General features: G+C 35.1%; 20 protein-coding genes, 3 tRNA genes and 2 pseudogenes. 6 read left to right on the forward strand and 19 right to left on the reverse strand.

What is annotated here, in order from left to right:
• Nucleotides 1-7: 7 nt before the first annotated feature.
• From ACP5Q2_RS04495 to ACP5Q2_RS04530, 8 genes and pseudogenes are all read right to left on the reverse strand, one after another.
• Nucleotides 8-67 (reverse strand): annotated as a pseudogene (locus ACP5Q2_RS04495) (hypothetical protein); the annotation flags it as partial.
• Nucleotides 45-363 (reverse strand): annotated as a pseudogene (locus ACP5Q2_RS04500) (cbb3-type cytochrome c oxidase subunit I); the annotation flags it as partial. The pseudogenes ACP5Q2_RS04500 and ACP5Q2_RS04495, both read right to left, overlap by 23 nt.
• Nucleotides 364-486: 123 nt before the next feature.
• Nucleotides 487-627: a hypothetical protein gene (locus tag ACP5Q2_RS04505; protein WP_428097651.1), complete on the reverse strand. Its 141-nt coding sequence runs from the start codon at nucleotides 625-627 to the stop codon at nucleotides 487-489.
• A gap of 72 nt (nucleotides 628-699) precedes the next feature.
• Entirely contained in the window at nucleotides 700-1,017 is a 318-nt protein-coding gene (locus tag ACP5Q2_RS04510) for a hypothetical protein (protein ID WP_428097654.1), read from the reverse strand.
• A 206-nt stretch (nucleotides 1,018-1,223) separates the two neighbouring features.
• Nucleotides 1,224-1,361 carry a c-type cytochrome gene (locus ACP5Q2_RS04515; RefSeq protein WP_428097657.1) on the reverse strand — a complete coding sequence of 46 codons (138 nt, stop codon included), beginning with the start codon at nucleotides 1,359-1,361 and terminating at the stop codon, nucleotides 1,224-1,226.
• Nucleotides 1,362-1,553: 192 nt separating this feature from the next.
• Nucleotides 1,554-1,627: transfer RNA gene (locus ACP5Q2_RS04520), tRNA-Gly, on the reverse strand.
• Between the two features lie 11 nt (nucleotides 1,628-1,638).
• Nucleotides 1,639-1,721, reverse strand: a tRNA-Tyr gene (locus ACP5Q2_RS04525).
• Nucleotides 1,722-1,730: 9 nt separating this feature from the next.
• A tRNA-Thr gene (locus ACP5Q2_RS04530) sits at nucleotides 1,731-1,803 on the reverse strand.
• 207 nt (nucleotides 1,804-2,010) lie between these two features.
• Between ACP5Q2_RS04530 and ACP5Q2_RS04535 the strand changes: the two genes are divergently transcribed.
• Entirely contained in the window at nucleotides 2,011-4,452 is a 2,442-nt protein-coding gene (locus ACP5Q2_RS04535) for a FapA family protein (RefSeq protein WP_428097660.1), read from the forward strand.
• Between the two features lies 1 nt (nucleotide 4,453).
• Here ACP5Q2_RS04535 and ACP5Q2_RS04540 read toward each other — a convergent pair whose 3' ends face one another.
• From ACP5Q2_RS04540 to ACP5Q2_RS04585, 10 genes are read right to left on the reverse strand one after another with little or no spacing between them, the layout of a single operon-like run.
• Nucleotides 4,454-4,897 carry a hypothetical protein gene (locus ACP5Q2_RS04540; protein WP_428097664.1) on the reverse strand — a complete coding sequence of 148 codons (444 nt, stop codon included), beginning with the start codon at nucleotides 4,895-4,897 and terminating at the stop codon, nucleotides 4,454-4,456.
• Complete coding sequence (locus tag ACP5Q2_RS04545; protein WP_424604921.1) at nucleotides 4,894-5,727, reverse strand: HDOD domain-containing protein; 834 nt, start codon at nucleotides 5,725-5,727, stop codon at nucleotides 4,894-4,896. Before ACP5Q2_RS04545 ends, ACP5Q2_RS04540 begins: the two co-directional genes overlap by 4 nt.
• Complete coding sequence (locus tag ACP5Q2_RS04550) at nucleotides 5,724-6,035, reverse strand: hypothetical protein (protein WP_424604920.1); 312 nt, start codon at nucleotides 6,033-6,035, stop codon at nucleotides 5,724-5,726. Before ACP5Q2_RS04550 ends, ACP5Q2_RS04545 begins: the two co-directional genes overlap by 4 nt.
• Nucleotides 6,036-6,053: 18 nt before the next feature.
• Nucleotides 6,054-6,446 (reverse strand): hypothetical protein, encoded by a 393-nt coding sequence (locus ACP5Q2_RS04555; RefSeq protein WP_424604919.1) that lies wholly within the window; start codon nucleotides 6,444-6,446, stop codon nucleotides 6,054-6,056.
• A complete protein-coding gene (locus ACP5Q2_RS04560; protein ID WP_424604918.1) occupies nucleotides 6,430-7,032 on the reverse strand; it encodes a UbiX family flavin prenyltransferase in 603 nt (200 codons plus the stop codon). Before ACP5Q2_RS04560 ends, ACP5Q2_RS04555 begins: the two co-directional genes overlap by 17 nt.
• 1 nt (nucleotide 7,033) lies before the next feature.
• Complete coding sequence (locus ACP5Q2_RS04565) at nucleotides 7,034-7,888, reverse strand: UbiA-like polyprenyltransferase (protein WP_428097668.1); 855 nt, start codon at nucleotides 7,886-7,888, stop codon at nucleotides 7,034-7,036.
• Nucleotides 7,888-8,850: a ferrochelatase gene (gene hemH, locus ACP5Q2_RS04570; RefSeq protein ID WP_428097671.1), complete on the reverse strand. Its 963-nt coding sequence runs from the start codon at nucleotides 8,848-8,850 to the stop codon at nucleotides 7,888-7,890. The genes ACP5Q2_RS04565 and hemH overlap by 1 nt, the downstream gene beginning before the upstream one ends.
• Entirely contained in the window at nucleotides 8,837-9,847 is a 1,011-nt protein-coding gene (hemE, locus tag ACP5Q2_RS04575) for a uroporphyrinogen decarboxylase (RefSeq protein WP_428097674.1), read from the reverse strand. The genes hemH and hemE overlap by 14 nt, the downstream gene beginning before the upstream one ends.
• 9 nt (nucleotides 9,848-9,856) lie before the next feature.
• Nucleotides 9,857-11,200, reverse strand: a complete 1,344-nt coding sequence (locus ACP5Q2_RS04580; protein WP_428097676.1) for an NAD(P)/FAD-dependent oxidoreductase — start codon at nucleotides 11,198-11,200, stop codon at nucleotides 9,857-9,859.
• Between the two features lie 10 nt (nucleotides 11,201-11,210).
• A complete protein-coding gene (locus ACP5Q2_RS04585) occupies nucleotides 11,211-11,696 on the reverse strand; it encodes a metallophosphoesterase (protein ID WP_428097679.1) in 486 nt (161 codons plus the stop codon).
• 19 nt (nucleotides 11,697-11,715) lie between these two features.
• On the opposite strand from ACP5Q2_RS04585, the gene ACP5Q2_RS04590 reads away from it, so the two are divergent.
• The 5 genes from ACP5Q2_RS04590 (at nucleotide 11,716) to ACP5Q2_RS04610 (ending at nucleotide 16,134) form a co-directional block, all read left to right on the forward strand.
• Nucleotides 11,716-12,306 carry a pyruvate kinase alpha/beta domain-containing protein gene (locus tag ACP5Q2_RS04590; protein WP_424604912.1) on the forward strand — a complete coding sequence of 197 codons (591 nt, stop codon included), beginning with the start codon at nucleotides 11,716-11,718 and terminating at the stop codon, nucleotides 12,304-12,306.
• On the forward strand, nucleotides 12,285-13,604 hold the full coding sequence (locus ACP5Q2_RS04595; RefSeq protein ID WP_428097682.1) for a CCA tRNA nucleotidyltransferase: 1,320 nt from the start codon (nucleotides 12,285-12,287) through the stop codon (nucleotides 13,602-13,604). Before ACP5Q2_RS04590 ends, ACP5Q2_RS04595 begins: the two co-directional genes overlap by 22 nt.
• 43 nt (nucleotides 13,605-13,647) lie before the next feature.
• Nucleotides 13,648-14,412, forward strand: a complete 765-nt coding sequence (locus tag ACP5Q2_RS04600) for an amino acid ABC transporter permease (protein ID WP_428097685.1) — start codon at nucleotides 13,648-13,650, stop codon at nucleotides 14,410-14,412.
• Between the two features lie 10 nt (nucleotides 14,413-14,422).
• Nucleotides 14,423-15,217, forward strand: a complete 795-nt coding sequence (locus tag ACP5Q2_RS04605; protein WP_428097687.1) for a transporter substrate-binding domain-containing protein — start codon at nucleotides 14,423-14,425, stop codon at nucleotides 15,215-15,217.
• A gap of 125 nt (nucleotides 15,218-15,342) precedes the next feature.
• Nucleotides 15,343-16,134 (forward strand): amino acid ABC transporter permease, encoded by a 792-nt coding sequence (locus tag ACP5Q2_RS04610; protein WP_428097690.1) that lies wholly within the window; start codon nucleotides 15,343-15,345, stop codon nucleotides 16,132-16,134.
• Nucleotides 16,135-16,171: 37 nt separating this feature from the next.
• Here ACP5Q2_RS04610 and ACP5Q2_RS04615 read toward each other — a convergent pair whose 3' ends face one another.
• Nucleotides 16,172-17,158, reverse strand: a complete 987-nt coding sequence (locus ACP5Q2_RS04615) for an NAD(P)H-quinone oxidoreductase (RefSeq protein WP_424604907.1) — start codon at nucleotides 17,156-17,158, stop codon at nucleotides 16,172-16,174.
• Nucleotides 17,159-17,446: the final 288 nt, after the last annotated feature.

Consider the following 17,446-nt stretch of genomic DNA (forward strand, 5'->3'; position numbering starts at 1 on the left):
TAATTTCCAGAAGGGTGTTACCTTTAATATCAGCAGGCTCTGGATGCTTATTATATAAAGATACCAGGAGAAAAGATTTAGTCTTGGAAAAGATACATCCTCTGCACCTATCATTATTGGTAAAAAGAAATTACCAAGTGATGCTGGGATCCCTGGAATTACGAAGAGGAATATCATTATCACACCATGAAGGGTGAATAGGGCATTATAAGTTTGGGGGCCGACGATATCCTGGCCGGGGTTAAATAGCTCTATCCTTATTAGTAGTCCTATCAATACTCCAACTAAAAATAAGGTAAGAGTGGAATATAAATATAATAGCCCTATCTTTTTGTGGTCTGTAGTCAAAAGCCAGCTTTTAATCTTACTCTGAAACCTGTTATCTTCTAAATAGCCTTTTAAATTCGTTGCTCATTCAGATCTGCTCCTTTTTTCTCTTTTTGCTTAAGTAAAGAAGGTATAAGCCAAGTAATATCAGCATTGTAATTATAATAGTACCTGAAATGGTAGTAGTCTTATGCCATAAAGATATCTTGATATCTTTCCATCCGGATTGACAATGACAGTTACAACAGGATGTATAAAATCTTTTCCTGTAGGTTTGAAATAAAATCTTATAGAATCCATGAATTGTTTAATATTTTTTTCGTCTGATGTTAAAAATAGCCATCCTTCATCAGGAAAATTTTTTCCGGCCGCTTACAAAAAGTTTACTTTTTTATCCTTTGCGATTAAAGGGGTATCATTTTTGTCAAAGCTAACAGAGATTATCCTGTAATCCTTAATCGGTCTAACACCCAATTCATTTATTATCGAAGCAACACTTCCCATTAAAAAATTGCAAACATTCGGGCAGGAATAGTAAACTGGAAGGATGATCAGTGGTGTATCGTTAAGGAGTTGTTTAAATTCTATTTTTTCACCATTTTCCTTAAGGAATACTGTATTAACTGCTACTAAATGACCGCTTTTTTCTATAATGCCAGGGTTATCCTCTGCCGAAAGAGGAGTAACCAATAGTAACAGAATGAACGAAACAATAATTAATAGAAATTTTTTTACTTAAGTGTTCCGATATATTCTGCTAATTTTTTTATCTCTTCATTACTTAACTTGTCCGCATTATTCTTCATGATGTTCTTTTTAGACCCTCCATAAGTGCCATTCTTATAGCCCAGAAGTTTTTTTTCTATTTCTGTTGCAGATTGACCTTTTAGAATATTTCAGGTGCCAAGAGCTTTCTTTTCTCCTGATGTACCATGGCAGCTGGTGCATTTTGATTGAAATAACTCTTTTCCATCAATAGCATATAATGTTGAAACAAAACTTAAAACCATAAAAAAAGATGCAATCTTTTTCATATAATCCTCCAAACAGTAGTATTCAATATAATCGTAGCATATAGTTTCCAAATTAAAATATAATTTTTTGACGTAGAATAATTAGTATTCAATTATATAAAATGTTATGGAACTGTATTAAGATAATTGTTGGATATGAAAAGTGATTTTTGGGTGGTGGTATTTGTTATAAAATTTCAGTTTTTAAAATAGAGCGGGCGACGAGATTCGAACTCGCGACCCTTAGCTTGGAAGGCTAATGCTCTAGCCAGCTGAGCTACGCCCGCCTGATTGGGAGTGGGGAGAGGAGGATTCGAACCTCCGAAGGCGAACGCCAACAGATTTACAGTCTGCCCCCTTTGGCCACTCGGGAATCTCCCCATAAAGAGAAGCTGGCGAAGGGAATTGAACCCCCAACCTGCTGATTACAAGTCAGCTGCTCTACCGATTGAGCTACGCCAGCACACTGAAGTGGATTTGAATACTATAAAAAATTAATCAATTTGTCAATAGATTTTTGATATAAAAATAAAGGTATTGTAAAATCGACGTTTTTTATAAATGAACGGAGAAACCATAATCTTATGTGCAGCAGGGAACGTTTAATCTTATTCATAATTAATATCAAATTTTCCTTGATAATTATTATTTTATATGTTATCAATAAATTATGGATAGCCAATTTTTATCACGATACGATATTAAGGATTTTTTAATCTCCCTTCCATCAGGTGATCTTTACAAAGCTATTGATATTAAGTTTAAAAGAAACGTATTGATAAAGATCGTAGATTTGTCAAATATTAAAGAAATTTCTGATATTGAAAATATTAAAAATAGGTTTATTAGATATGTAAATAATGCGTTAAAACTGATTCATCCGAATATTGTGAATATTCTGGATTACCATATAGATGAAAATAATAAATGTTATACAGTGACGGAATATTTTAATATAAATGATTCAATCTTTAGCAAAGAGATGCTGTTTGACATGAGCTTTAATGCGAAGCTCAAAATAGCAACTTCCCTCGTGGAGGCTATTGAGTTTGCCCATAATATTAAAATTCTTCATCAAAACCTTTATATAGATTCAGTTTTCTTTGCAAATGGTAATATTAAAATCGATAATTTTGACCTTAAAAGATACCTTGCAAAAAACTCCCTCATCAGTGAACTTGGTATTTATAGCAATCCACCTCCATATATTCCACCGGAATACATTTCAAGTTATGAACCTTCTGTTTACGGTGATATCTTCCAAATAGGCTGTATATTGTATTTTATTTTTTGTAGGGAACATCCTTTCGGCGATACCATAAATGATGAAGCAATTCTGAGGATAAAAAATTTAGACTACATAGATCCAACATACTATTCCGATGTTGATATAGATATAGCAAAGATTATAAACCGTGCCCTGATGAAAAAACCTTCTGAAAGGTTTGAAACGGTAAATCAGATGTTTATAGAGTTAAAAAAGATCATCGAAAAGCTTAAAGATAAAAAATATGACATAAGCACCTATAGATTTTTCATACAGAATAATAAGATGTATATTCAGACAAATCCAACCACTCACATCGATATTTCTGAACTTGAAAACAGATTATTGAATGAAAATATATTCAACTACGACTTAGATCGCATTCAAGAGGCCATACATATTTCGAATGGAGAGCCGATCGAAATAGGGGAAGTATTCAAAAAAATAGACAGTGCAGTTTTCAACTATTTTGATATATCTGTATCCGATGATCAGATGGAATGCTATCTCAAAAAATTAACCCCCAAAAAGCTCGATCCAAAAGAGATTTTATTCTATCTAAAAAAGAAAAATATAAGATATGGATATATAAAAGAGAATATAAGTGAGTTAGCTGAGGATGCCGAAGGATCCATAAGGCTTGTGGCTCGGGGAGCTGAGCCTATAAAAGGTGAGGATGCCTACCTTGTATTCTTTTTTGAGCCGGAAAATAAATACAAACCGAAAGAAGATGATGAAGGGAACGTGGATTTCAGGAATATTAGTGTAATTCAGCAGGTGGATAAAGGTGATCCGCTTGTCATAAAAGTGCCAGCCACAAAGGGTGTAGATGGATATAATGTTTTTGGAAACATTATTAAGGCCACTCCGGGAAATGATGTAAAGTTGCCCACCGGGAAAAATGTTTATCTTTCTTCAGATGGACTTAAGATACTCTCCACCACCGATGGAATAGTTAACTATGATAATGGCAAAGTCAATGTCATTGAGATGATCGTTATAGATGGTGATGTAAATTTTTCCACAGGAAATATAAATTACAAAGGGGATGTGCTTATAAGAGGTGATGTTCTCCCCGATTTTAAGGTATTTGCTGGTGGGGATATAAAGATAAGGGGGGTTGTGGAAGGGGCATTTATAGAATCTGAAAGGGGATCGGTCATTATTAGCTCCGGTGTTTTTGGAAAAAATCAAACAAAGATCAAAGCTTTGAAAAATATCAAGGCTGACTTTGTGCAAGATGCGGAACTATTTGCGGGGGAAACGGTGGAGATTACAAACTATACGAGGAATTCAAAGGTGTTCTGCAAATCGTTCCTTTCTTATAAGGGGATGGGGGCTGTACAGAGTAGCTTGATAGAGGCTACTCAATTAATTGATATTAATATAGCAGGTGCAAAGAATTACACCAAAACCACCCTTTATATAAACCAGTTGAACAAGAACAATTTAAAGCTACAAATACAGGATATAATGGAAAAACTTGATACAATTTCCAAATCTATCAACCAGTTAAAGCTTCAGATTAAAAAGATAATAGTATCATCTGGATCTATGGAAAATGCTATACTGGATACCGAATACAAGGCCTGTGTAGAAAAACTAAAAAAGTTGGATAATTTGAACTTGGTTTTGCAGGAAAAACTTCAGTCTTTACAGGATGATATGAATTTCATTCTGAGTGAGCAGAAGGAGATGATAATTATTCGAAGGTATCTTTACAGCGACGTGAAAATTAGAATCGGATCAGCATTAAAAATAACAAAAGATGAATATGAAACAAGGGTTGTTATTATAAAAGATGAAAAGGACGAACTCGTACTTGGGAGTGCAGTAAGTAAATAATTTATTTTATTATCAATATAGTCTTTTCAGTCTTTTCAAATAAACCATTATCCGATATGTTCGGATTTAAAAATGCATCTTCAGGCATGATTTCGTATTTGAAAGATATATAAAGTTTTGAAAGATTCTTGTCAACTTCCAGCGATATCGTCTTTGAATTCAGATTCTTTATGTTACCTATGTATAGATACTTATTTAGCTTACCAGAATCGTCAGTTATATCAAGGGATAGACCTTTTATAAACATATTTGATACATTTTTTATATTTATATCCAAAACTTTATCTGTATTGTTAAACTTTATGTTATAATAAAGTACCATATCTCCAGTTTTCTGTGAGTATGCAAAGTTTTGTTTTAACGTTTTATCCGTTTTGTAGTTAAATGAACTGCTGAAACAGCCGGTAAAAAATACCAGGATAGATAAATAGATTAGTTTTCTCATAATCTTAATAGTTCCTTTTCAGATTTTATAATTTCTTCAAAATATGTATCAAGCTCCCTTAAATCATCCTCTGGGTAGGCATATGATTTAAATAATTCTTCAAAATCTTTGTCGCATCTTGTGGTGAGATTGTATCCAAAACTTTTCACTTTATTGTTGGCAATAAAAAGAAGCTTTGCCATATCTGGATAATTGCTTTTAGAGATATTATGATGGTGATATATTGTATCCACATATAATTCTGGTAATCCCCACTCTCTTAAGAGATATCCACCCACATCAGCATGGTCAAAACCTAAGTATTCCCTTTCAATGGTACATACATCCACATCCTGACCATAAATCATCTCTTTTAATGTATTATATTTGTCCAGATAGATGGAAAGAACGATCTGCCCTATATCATGTATTAAACCGATTATAAAAGCTTCTTCAGCGATACTTCTATGAAACTTTAATGCAAAAATTCTGGCATAAATGGCAGTGGCTACGGAATGTTCCCATAATTTATGTTCAAATACACCTATTTTTGATGCTTCAAAAAGACCCTTAGTGGAAAGAGCAATTACGAGATTTTTTAGATTTTTAATTCCCAAAAGGGAGATAGCCTGAGTTAGATTATTTACCGTTACTTTCAGCCCAAACAGGGGGGAATTGGCAAGTTTTAAAATGGCTGTGGTAATGCTAACATCCCTTGATATTACTGATACGAGATCGGCAAAACTAAAATCTGGTTTTTCAATTATCTGTAAAACCTGAGCCCCCACCTGCGGCATTGGTGGTAGCTCCGTCACCCCTGTTAAAACCTCTTTTATTCTGTTACCAATCATTCAGTATCACTATCAAAGGAGCTTTTGGATTCCTTTATTGCCTTAATTTCCAGCTCCAGATCCTCCACCTTCTGATTTATTTTTGTGATGTCATCATAGTCAGATACCAGCTGTGGATCATCGATTATGCCATCTTCCACCATCTTGAATGCCCTTTTTCCCATAGATTTGTACCTTTCATCTTTTCTTTTTCTGAGGGTGGATATTTCTAACTTCAGCTTACTTATTTTGGAAAATTTTACGAGCTCCTCTTTACCCTTCTCAATTTTGGTCCTCAACCAATCCATGCTTTTTTCTTTATCAAACATACTATTCCTCCATCTATACTATTTTTTTGTTATTATATATATCAAAACAAGCATCACAATATTAGCGGCAAACGACAACATAAATAGATAAAACCAATTTTTAGATTTATCAACTGTTTTTTTAGAATCTGTCAATATCGTTGGCAAAAAAACTGCAAATTCTGAATCCTTGAGCCTCATCCAGGGGGCTCCGTCATAAGTTATATAATCCACAGAGAGATACTTTCCTTTTGCGATCCCCTCCTTTACATCCTCATATTTTAAGTCTGAGATCTTAAGGCCGTTTAGAAGCTTAAGATCATAAGTTTCCGACTTCATATTAAGGTCATATGATTCTCCGCAATTACTACAAGAAAATATCTTCTTGTTTTCAACAATGTCAATGTTACACTTTTTACATATCATCTTCATAATCAATACCCCACCTTTTAAAAAAACTATGCTCTATAGATATTATATCAAAAATTTTACCAACTACAAATAAAATTATATCTTCAATTTTTTTAGGGGAATGATAAAATCCAGGTGCCGCAGGTAGAATCTTTGCACCAGCTCGTGCCAACTTTAAAAGATTTTCAAGATGTATCTGATTTAAAGGCATCTCCCTGAAAACTAAAACTAAATCCCGATACTCCTTCATCGCCACATCAGCACATCGCTCTATAAGATTTGAGCTAACACCGGAAGCAACTCTGCCAATAACTCCCATAGAAGCAGGACATACGATATATTTATCTATTTTAAAAGATCCACTGGATACAGGGGCAGCAAAATTTTTAAAGTTATGGATGAAAGTCTTCTTTTTGTCGAGCATTAATTTGTCTATAAAGGTATAATCAGAAATTTTACCTAATTCTGTCTCCAATTCGATATTCGTATAAGCATCCGGTGTAATCGATATATGAAGCTCCACGTTATTTATTTTATCAAGCTCCTGAATCAGCCTTAAACCATATACTGCACCACTTGCACCAGTCATCCCCACGAATATCTTCATCTCAACCTCTAAGGAAAATATCAGTAGTTGTAGCCAGAAAAATTATAATGCTAATATATGCATTTATGTTAAAAAAAGCCATATTTAGCTTTTTTAAATTGGATTTTTTTAAAATGTAATGTTCGTATATCATAAATAAGCCTGAACCCACCACACCTATTAAATAGAAAATTCCCATAGGCTGCAGATACTTCACCAATATAAACAGGCTAAAAGCCACCATATGAAAAAGTCTTGCCACCCATAAAGAACCATTTACACCTAAAAATCTTGGTATAGAAAAAAGCCCTTTTTCTCTATCGTATTGAATATCCTGAATTGCATAAATCACATCAAAACCCGCCACCCAGAATAGTACACCAAGTCCCATAATAACGATGGGTAGATCTATTCTGCCTGTTATGGCTACGTAAGCACCTATTGGGGCAAGTCCCAGAGCCACACCAAGTACAACATGACAGAGAGCAGTGAATCGTTTTGTATATGAATATAGAAAAAAGATTATCAAAGGTATTGGGGATAATAAAAATGAAAGTTTGTTTAGCTTATAAGTGGCATATTCATATGCAGCAAAAGATATTAAGATGTATATAATTGCCTCTTTTTTACTTATTTTACCGGCAGGTATTTCCCTATTTGCTGTTCTGGGGTTTTCTTTATCTATTTCTGCATCTATTACCCTGTTTAGACCCATTGCACCGCTGCGGGCACCAACCATAGCCACCACTATCCACAAAATCTGCTGAAAAGTTGGTAAACCATTTGCGGCAATGATAGCTCCGGTAAAAGCAAATGGTAGTGCAAAAATGGAGTGTTCAAATTTTATCATTTTTAAAAAATCTACTAATTTTTCCATTAATTCACCATTATATCAATGATACTCGTGGCAAAATCGTCTGAGTCGTTTAAACTATCACTTCTTACGATATTAAGTCCATATTTTCTGGCATAATCGATATATTCCTCGTCGATCTCTATAACAGTTTCGATATGGTCAGAAACAAAAGAGATGGGGCAGACTATTACATTACGGTAATTGTCCTTAATAAGTCTATCGATCTCATCTTTTGTGGATGGCTCCAGCCACCTCATCCTGCCTGTTTTACTCTGAAATGAGATAGAAAAAGATTTTGGCTTTATTCTATCCACAATTAAGTTCACCTGTTCCTTGAGATGTATGGTGTATAGATCCCCTTTTTCTAATGTGTAATAGGGTAGGGAGTGGGCGGAAAAGAGTATATGACATTCTGAAATATCAGTATTAAGCTTGCGGGCAGCATCGATTATCCGATTTGTAATGGCAGAATTATACGATTCATTGCCATACCAGTATGGTATCACCTTGAAACTTCCTTTTGGAGGATTTGATTTTATCTCATTGAAAAATCTTGAAAAACATGCACCACTTGTCGTATAGGAATATTGTGGATACATAGTCATTACAAAAATATTCTGATAATTGCCATTTTGCAGAAACTTTACCGTATCTTTTATATAGGGATGATAGTAGCACATCCCTATAGCAGTTTCAAGCTCAGTACCATATTTTTTAAAGTATATATCTGAAACCTTACCAAGTAAGCTTTTTAATATCGGTAATTGGGGAGAACCACCCCCCAACCTCTCATACTGTGGGGCAACCTTTTTACTTCTAACCTTTGAAATAATTCTGGCAACGATTTTTTGAGGAAAATTGCCTATGCCAAAATCGATTATATCTCTATCGGTAAAAAGATTATATAAAAAAGGCTCAATTGCCTGTAGCGAATCAGGCCCACCCATATACATAACGTATAAAAAATCTTTATTGGCAGCCATTTTTTATAAGCTCCACAAGATATTTTACATTTTCGACAGGAGTATTGGGCAATATGCCGTGTCCTAAATTGAAAATATGCCCTTTTAATCTCTTACCTTTGTCCACGATCAGTCTGGCAATATTTCTAATTTTTTCTTTGTTTGTGAAAAGAATTACGGGATCCATATTCCCCTGCAATACAAATTTCCCTTTTCCCAATTGTATGTCCGCCTCATCAAGCTCAATTTTCCAATCAACACCAATACAGGAAGATTTAAGATTGGAGATATGCTTATAAAATGTTGCACTATCCTTTGCAAAATATACCACGTGGGCATTTTTGAGATTATCCACAAGAATATTGACAAATGGTAAAACCATTTCAGCATATTCGCATGGGGAAAGGATACCCGCCCAGGTATCAAAAATCTGTACCACAGGGCATCCATTGTCTATCTGTGCCTGAAGGTACCTGATGGTGCTTATGGTGAGCTTTTCCATAAGTGTATTGAAAGCTTTATAATCATTATGCATCATCTTTTTGATCTCTATAAAATTTTTGCTTCCACCACCTTCCACCATATAGCAGGCAAGTGTAAAAGGGGCACCCGAAAAACCTATTAAAGGTACTTTTAGATCTTTCACGAGGAGTTTTACGGTCTCAACCACAAAGGGCACATCTTTGTATGGATCTAAAATACTCAATCTGTCTGCATCTTTTTGTGTTCTAACCGGATTTGAAATTACAGGTGCCGGATCGAAATCGAGCCTAACCCCCATTGGCTCCACAGGTATCAGTATATCAGAAAAAAGAATAGCGGCATCCACACCTAAAATATCCACAGGTTGATGGGTAACTTTTGCTGCAAGCTCAGGATTTTTGCATAGTTCAAGAAATGTTACATTCTTTCTCACTTCCATATACTCCGGCATGTATCTACCAGCCTGTCTCATAAGCCATACCGGAGGTCTATCAACCTTTTTACCATCTAAAACATCAATCAATAGACTATTCATATTCTACCCCTAACTTCTTTTTGCTATATCATTTGCTGCAATTATCCCAGAAACAGACGCCTGAATGATCCCTCTTGTAATTCCTGCCCCATCACCAATACAATAAAGATTTTTTATACTTTTAGATCTCATATTCTGGTCTACATTTATCCTTAATGAATAAAATTTCGCTTCCACTCCGTATAATAACGTATTGGGATCCGCCATCCCCGGCATCACCTTATCCAGCTGTAAAATAGTTTCTTTTAAATTCGATAGGTATCTATATGGTAGCACGAAGGAAAGATCTCCCGGCATAGCCTCCTGAAGGGTGGGCCTGACAAAGTTTTTTCTTATTCTACTCTCCGTTGATCTTCGCCCCCTGATGAGATCCCCAAATCTCTGAACGATGACAGATCCACCACTTAGCATATTTGCCAGATAAGCCACATATTGACCATATTTGACAGGTTCCTTGAAAGGCTCTGTAAATTTCGTGGATACGAGTAATGCGAAGTTGGTATTGTTACTTTTCTTATTTTTATAGGAATGACCATTTACCGTTAAAAGATTATTTTCATTCCGCTCTATTGTGATGAACCCACCGGGATTTACGCAAAATGTTCTTACTTCATCCTCAAATTCTGAGGTATAATATTTGATTTTAAACTCGTAAAGGTAATCTGTAAAATGATCTGTAATAGATCTGGGAACCTCCACCCTTACCCCAATATCAACAGGATTTATGGCGGATTCTATCTGATAGCGATTTACAATCTCCTGCATCCATGAATTACCACTTCTACCAACCGCAAGAACTACAATGTGGTAATACCTTTTTTCTCCATTTTCCAAAACCAACCCTTTTATCTCATTATCTACAAGTATGATATCAGAAACTCCACACTCAAAAAATAGATTCACATTACTACTTTTTTCTAACATAACCTGAAGATTTTTCACCGCCAGAAGGCAGTTGTCTGTCCCAAGATGTCTGATTTTAGCTGAATAGAGTCTTAAATTGTGCCTTGAACAGAGGTATTCAAGGTCTTTTATCTTTTCATAATTCTGTGAACTGTCGAGCTTATCAACACCGGATACATCTTTCCATATCGTATCAGCCTCTTCAATAAGATTTTCAAGCTCTTTTTCATCAATGAAATCTGTCAGCCACCCACCAAACTCTGTGGTCAAAGTAAGCTTTCCATCCGAATATGCTCCTGCACCACCAAAACCAGACATAACCTCTTTTCTACTTCTATTTGTGATATCTTTACCTTTTTCGTAAAGATCTACTGTGATACCATTTAGATTCATCAATTTGTATGCAGTAAATATCCCGGCACTGCCTGCACCAACGATTGCTATTCTCATTCAGTCTCCTTTATGAAATATCCACAAATGTAACTTTAAAGTCTTTCTCATAAATATCCATAATATCCATAATAGCATAGCTGTTTTTATTTTTCCATCTATTTTTTGAGGTGCTTCCGGGGTTGATAAGGCATAAATTTTTCTCCCTATAAAAATAAGGGGAATGTATATGTCCAAATACAACAATATCGCATTCCGAAAAATTGTAGATTAAACCGTTGTATAGATTGTTATATTTATGTCCATGGGTTAGTCCTATTTTAAATTTTCCCAATTGGAATATTAGCTCATCTTCCAGTCCTTCAATCTCTACATCCATATTCCCCTTAACTGCGTATAACCTTTTTGATATCTCTTTCAATTCGTTATAAGCTTTTAACCCCACGATATCCCCTGCATGAATGACAGCTTCAGAACTAGAAATATCATCCAATAATTGATCTGGCAAATTTTTTATTGAATAGATGTGAGTATCTGATATAATGGTTATCCTCATCAATCCACCGGAGGTTTTGATGTTTAAAGTTTCAAAAACATATTACTTTGATAAACCAGGAGTTGTCAATACAGAATTAGCCATAACTTTTGCTGTGGAAAGAGCGTTGGAAGCTTGTATAGATACCATCATAATACCCACAGAAACAGGTAAAAGTGCAATTATTCTAAGTAAAATAGCTAAAGAAAAGGGATTTTCAAAGGAATTAATTGCCGTCAGATATCATACAGGATTTGAAAATCTAAATGAGCAATTTATGTCTGAGGATGTTTACAATAATCTTATTAATTCAGGATTTAAAGTCCACACCGGTACACATCTTTTCTCTTCCATATCAAGATCTTTCAGACTGAGATGGGAAGGTATTTTTATGCCGGAAATAGTTGGTGAAACACTAAAGATAGTATCGTCAGGGTTTAAAACCGCCATTGAAGTGGCTGTTATGGCGGCTAATGGCGGGCTTATAAAGGATATAACGAGAGATGTGATTTCTTTAGGCGGTACATCTTCTGGGATAGATACTGCTATAGTTTTAAGAGCTGCTTATCAAAATAATTTTTTGGATTACATTAGAATAAGAGAATTGATATGCAAACCCCGAGATTATTAAAACTGCCGGATTTCCCTTTTAAGGAGTATTTCTTAAAATTTTATAGAGAAACAGGGGTGGATTTCTACTTTGTGGGGGGCTTTGTCAGGGATATTCTTCTGGGAAGGGGTGTCAATGATATAGATATAGTACCAGTAAAGATCGGTTATGTTGATTGTGCAGAAATGTTAAACAGATATATAAGAGGTTCCTTTGTGCATTTTAAAGATAACGTAAGAATTACGAAGGGGGGTTTTACTATAGATATATCACGTTTGAGGGGGGAAACAATCGATGATGACCTAAAAAAGCGTGATTTTACGATAAATAATCTTGCTTACCATTTTGGAAAAGGTTTAGTGGGGGATCCCACCGATCTGAATAACAAAACTATTAGAGCTGTATCGGATGAGTCTTTCGTAGATGATCCACTTAGGGTGTTAAGAGGTTATAGATTTGCTTCCCAATTTGGGTTTACAATTGAACCTCATACAGGGGAGTTGATGAAAAGCTATGCACCACTTTTAGCCGGCATCCCAGCGGAAAGGATAAACAAAGAATTAAATGAAACGCTACTGGGGGAGTATTTTTTAAACATTTTAGATACGATGATCAAAGATGATATATTTTTGATAATATTTCCAATCTTTAAAACTATAAAAGATCTCTATGGGGGTGTTTATCATATCGAAGATGTCCTGTCTCATACCTTTTCGTTGGTTAGGATTATCTATCCTATGGTAAAAGAGTATGGTGAGATGGATAGATTAATTCTGATATTGGCTGCTCTTCTTCACGATATAGGTAAGGGGGATGAGAGATTTAAAACCACTCCGGGAAAATTTGTGGGTCACGAAGAGATAAGTGCAAAATTGACCATTGAGGTACTAAAAAAACTCACCTATCCCGCTAAAATTGTAAAAGAGGTATCAACGCTGGTAAAAAAACATGGAATAATAAGAAAATATGCAACAAATGGTGCTGGAGAGATTACCTTATTAAGGTTTATATTTGAAAATTACAATATCCTTGATAAACTGATGATCTTATCAGTGGCTGATGCCCTATCGAAGAATAGATGTGATATATGCTTCCACAATACAATAGAAAGGATAAGATCGTTGATTCCACGGATAGATCTATCCAGGAAAGAGTTGATAAATGGAAACGATATCATAAATATGGGGGTGGAAAAGGGGCCCCTTCTGGGGAAAATATTGGATGATTTGCATTTTAGATTATGTGCCGGGATTATAAAAGATAGGGGAGAACTGGATAACTATCTGAGGATGAAGATGAAAGAGATAGGAGTATCTTAGAGCTGAATGAAAGATTGATGAATTTTCGAATTACATTTAAATTATGATAAATAACAGTGATAAAAAAAATTTAAATAGAGCAACGGCGGTAATTATTTTTTTTATAATAGCATACTTTTTATTCAATAGATTGGATTACAGATGGGATTTACAGCGTTTGTTGAGGTTTATATACTATGTGCAGGACAATAGCCTATACGCAGGGACATTGATTAAAGGGCTATTAGCAACAATTAAGATATCTTTTTTATCTATATTTTTGGGGATTCTGATAGGTGTCGTTGTGGCTTTTGGTAGTCAATTCCCTTTATACTCCATAAAAACAATATGTAAAATCTACATCCTCACCATCAGAAACACACCTCTTATGACACAGATATTAATAAACTATTTTGTAGTGGGAAATATTTTTAATATCAATGGGTTCTGGGTTGCTGTATTTACTCTCTCCCTTTTTGAAGGTTCATATATTGCAGAAATCATTAGAGGTAGTATCCTTTCGATAGATAAACAGCAATGGCTATCAGGGTATGCCCTTGGTATGAGTAGATTTCAGGTGCTCAAAAATGTAATACTACCACAATCTTATCCAATAATCATTCCATCTCTATCAAATATTTTGGTGTCCACCGTAAAAGACTCATCCCTTCTCTCCATAATTTCCATATACGAACTTACATTTGAAGCCCAAAAAGCTGTTAGTGAAACTTTTATGACATTTGAAATCTGGTTTATGGTTGCATTTTTATATCTTTCGATTAATATTATTATAACTCTATTATTAAAATTTGTAGAAAAAAAATTATGAGGTAGAGAAGATGAAAAGGATTTTTTTTGCTTTAATTATGGTTATTATGGTTTTTGCTATAGGTTTTGCTGAAGATAAGAAGAGTACTCTTGATTCAATAATCAAGAGGGGGAAGATAAAAGTCGGGATGTCCACATTTGTACCCTGGGCAATGCAGACAAAATCTGGGGAATGGATCGGATTTGAAATTGATGTTGCAAAGAGGTTGGCCAAAGATATGGGGGTAGGTATTGAATTTGTCCCCACCAAATGGTCTGGTATAATCCCTTCCCTTTTGACTGGTAATTACGATATAATTATAGGTGGTATGGGGATAACACCAGAAAGAGCCCTAAAGGTGGAGTTTTCCATACCTTACGATTATTCTGGTATGGCTATTGTGGCAAACAGATCAAAAACAAAGGCTAACTCGCTATCAGAACTAAATAATCCAGATGTAACCATAGTTGCAAGACTTGGCACCACCGCTGCAGAAACCGCTAAAAAGTTCTTTCCTAAAGCAAAATTAAAACTGTTTGATGATGAACCACAGGCTATTCAGGAGCTTTTAAACGGAAGGGCTACGGCATTTATAAGCTCTGCTCCATTACCAGCATTTCTGGCTATAGATCATAGCTCCAAACTCTATCAGCCGGTAAAAGGTACTTTTACAAAAGAGCCGATAGGCTTTGCAGTAAGAAAGGGGGATCAGGAATTTTTAAATTATCTTAATAGCTGGATAACCGTAGTATCTTCTGAAGGATGGCTTGAAGAAAGGAAAAAATACTGGTTTGAATCTAAAGATTGGGAAAAGCTTTTAAAATAGGTTCATAATCGGATAGTTGACAAATAATTTAGAGAGCTGAATCAGAAGTGAAGCTTATCAGAAATAGATATTTACCGGTGGATATTTTTATATCTATTCTGGTAGTATCTGTTTTTTTATTTTTAATGAAAAAGATATCGACAGAGATAGATTATCAATTTAACTGGAATGACCTCGTAAAGTTCTTTTTCTATTACGACGATCGGTTAAAAATAGGCCTTATAACTAATGGAATTATCTACACCGTAAAGATCTCTATATTTGTCCTCATCCTATCTTTTATAACTGGTTTGATAACAGGATTTATAATATCTTCCACAAAAGGTGTAATCAAAGAGCTGTTTAAATTATACATAGTGGTATTGAGAAATATTCCACCACTTATTGTGATGTTTATCTTCTACTTCTTTATCGGTAGCAGTTTTGCAAAGGTATTGAATCTGGATACTATCTTCTCAAACCGATTATTCGCATTAATACTTACGGCAATCTTTACTCCGGAGCAGATTTTTGTACCGTTTATTTCAGCGGCAATGGGTCTTGCTTTTTATGAATCTGCATACATAGCTGAAATAATACGGGGAGGTATAAATGGTATAGAAAAAGGTCAGATAGATGCAGGAACAGCACTTGGGCTAAACAGGATAGAGGTTTATCTCTATATAGTTGTACCTCAGGCTATTGAAAAAACGCTCCCCTCTCTTATCGGACAGTTTGTCTCCATCATCAAGAATACAGCCATAGCTTCTGTTGTGGCTATACCGGAATTAACCTTTCAGGCTATGGAGATTCTGGCGTCGTCAAGGCTGATACTCGAAATCTGGATAATAATATTTTTAATCTATCTGGTTATTAATCTTTTTATTTCATACCTTGCAAGCATGGTAGAATCGAGGATAAGAAGAAAATATAAATAACCTCCGGAAGATGTTATCCGGAGGTTATAAAAAACTATCAGCCAATTTTTAATACAATTTTCCCGAAATGTAGATCGTCCTCCATCATTTTGTGTGCATCTTTTACTTCATCCAGCGTAAAAACTTTACTGATTATCGGTACAATTGTCCTATCTGCAAATTTGGGGATAGCAACTTTTGTAAATTCTTTGATTATCTCCCCTTTTTCATTAACAGGTCTGGATCTCAATACGGAACCTATTATCTTGTGTCTTTTTACCATCAGTAGACCTATATTAAGTTCAGCTTTTATACCGCTTATTACACCGATGATCACGAGCCTTCCGGCGTATGCCAGAGATTTTATGTTTGGATCCAGATATTTTGCCCCAACGTGATCAAGGATGACATCCACACCTTTTTTATTGGTAAACTCTTTTATTATATCACTAAAATCAGTTGTCTCTTTGTAGTTTATCAATAGATCTGCCCCAAGTTTTTTTACCCCTTCCATCTTTTCCGGGGCAACGGTGACAGCAATTTTTGACTTTGGGGCAAGAGCCTTCACCAGTTGAATTGCAGCAGTGTTAACGCCCCCTCCACCACCATGCAGAAGAGCTGTTTCACCATCTTTGAGTTCCCCCAACATAAAAACATTCAAATAGGCTGTAATGTAAGATTCACAAACACAGGCCGCCTCTTCAAAGCTCATAGATTCCGGGATCTTAATAAGGTGGTTTGCATAAGCGACTGCATATTCGGCATAACCGCCACCACCCACAAGAGACATTACCCTATCCCCCACCTTCCATCCTTCAACATTAGGGCCAAGTTTTTCTATGACACCAGCCACCTCAAGACCCAATATTTCAGATTCTCCGGGAGGTGGTGGATATTTCCCTTCCCTCTGTACAAGGTCAGGCCTATTTATTGATGTAGCCATTACTTTAATTAAAACCTGATTTTCTTTGGGTTCAGGAATTGGAACATCCCTTATTTCAAGCACATCAATGCTTCCAAAACCGTTGCAAAATACAGCCCTCATAGAAACCTCCATTAAAAGGATATTTTATACTATTGTTTTATATGTTATCAGTATAAAAATCAAGTTAAAGATTACACCTTCTACGGGTTAAGTCATCCTTTTATGTGCAGATGAACTTAGTATTATATTATTTCAAATTCATTAGATACTTAAAAAATATGTAATATCGGGATGATAAAAAATGGCTGATTAAAATTTAATCACTTTCAATATAATCTTATTTTTAAGCCAATTAAAGCAATCTTAATTTTAGATTGAACATTTTTTTCAACAAATTTGTTGAAAAAA

The sequence above is a fragment of the Calditerrivibrio sp. genome, assembly GCF_049968475.1.
Classification (GTDB): domain Bacteria; phylum Chrysiogenota; class Deferribacteres; order Deferribacterales; family Calditerrivibrionaceae; genus Calditerrivibrio; species Calditerrivibrio nitroreducens_A.

Excerpts from the sequence above, each read along its gene's own strand:
- ACP5Q2_RS04610 (WP_428097690.1), top strand. The coding sequence starts at position 15,343 with ATGAAAAAGATATCGACAGAGATAGATTATCAATTTAACTGGAATGAC.
- ACP5Q2_RS04605 (WP_428097687.1), top strand. The coding sequence starts at position 14,423 with ATGAAAAGGATTTTTTTTGCTTTAATTATGGTTATTATGGTTTTTGCT.
- ACP5Q2_RS04540 (WP_428097664.1), bottom strand. The coding sequence starts at position 4,897 with ATGAGAAAACTAATCTATTTATCTATCCTGGTATTTTTTACCGGCTGT.
- ACP5Q2_RS04585 (WP_428097679.1), bottom strand. The coding sequence starts at position 11,696 with ATGAGGATAACCATTATATCAGATACTCACATCTATTCAATAAAAAAT.
- ACP5Q2_RS04580 (WP_428097676.1), bottom strand. The coding sequence starts at position 11,200 with ATGAGAATAGCAATCGTTGGTGCAGGCAGTGCCGGGATATTTACTGCA.
- hemE (WP_428097674.1), bottom strand. The coding sequence starts at position 9,847 with ATGAATAGTCTATTGATTGATGTTTTAGATGGTAAAAAGGTTGATAGA.
- ACP5Q2_RS04600 (WP_428097685.1), top strand. The coding sequence starts at position 13,648 with ATGATAAATAACAGTGATAAAAAAAATTTAAATAGAGCAACGGCGGTA.
- ACP5Q2_RS04555 (WP_424604919.1), bottom strand. The coding sequence starts at position 6,446 with ATGAAGATGATATGTAAAAAGTGTAACATTGACATTGTTGAAAACAAG.
- ACP5Q2_RS04515 (WP_428097657.1), bottom strand. The coding sequence starts at position 1,361 with ATGAAAAAGATTGCATCTTTTTTTATGGTTTTAAGTTTTGTTTCAACA.
- ACP5Q2_RS04560 (WP_424604918.1), bottom strand. The coding sequence starts at position 7,032 with ATGAAGATATTCGTGGGGATGACTGGTGCAAGTGGTGCAGTATATGGT.
- hemH (WP_428097671.1), bottom strand. The coding sequence starts at position 8,850 with ATGGCTGCCAATAAAGATTTTTTATACGTTATGTATATGGGTGGGCCT.
- ACP5Q2_RS04565 (WP_428097668.1), bottom strand. The coding sequence starts at position 7,888 with ATGGAAAAATTAGTAGATTTTTTAAAAATGATAAAATTTGAACACTCC.
- ACP5Q2_RS04615 (WP_424604907.1), bottom strand. The coding sequence starts at position 17,158 with ATGAGGGCTGTATTTTGCAACGGTTTTGGAAGCATTGATGTGCTTGAA.
- ACP5Q2_RS04545 (WP_424604921.1), bottom strand. The coding sequence starts at position 5,727 with ATGATTGGTAACAGAATAAAAGAGGTTTTAACAGGGGTGACGGAGCTA.
- ACP5Q2_RS04505 (WP_428097651.1), bottom strand. The coding sequence starts at position 627 with ATGGATTCTATAAGATTTTATTTCAAACCTACAGGAAAAGATTTTATA.
- ACP5Q2_RS04590 (WP_424604912.1), top strand. The coding sequence starts at position 11,716 with ATGTTTAAAGTTTCAAAAACATATTACTTTGATAAACCAGGAGTTGTC.
- ACP5Q2_RS04550 (WP_424604920.1), bottom strand. The coding sequence starts at position 6,035 with ATGTTTGATAAAGAAAAAAGCATGGATTGGTTGAGGACCAAAATTGAG.
- ACP5Q2_RS04595 (WP_428097682.1), top strand. The coding sequence starts at position 12,285 with ATGCAAACCCCGAGATTATTAAAACTGCCGGATTTCCCTTTTAAGGAG.
- ACP5Q2_RS04535 (WP_428097660.1), top strand. The coding sequence starts at position 2,011 with ATGGATAGCCAATTTTTATCACGATACGATATTAAGGATTTTTTAATC.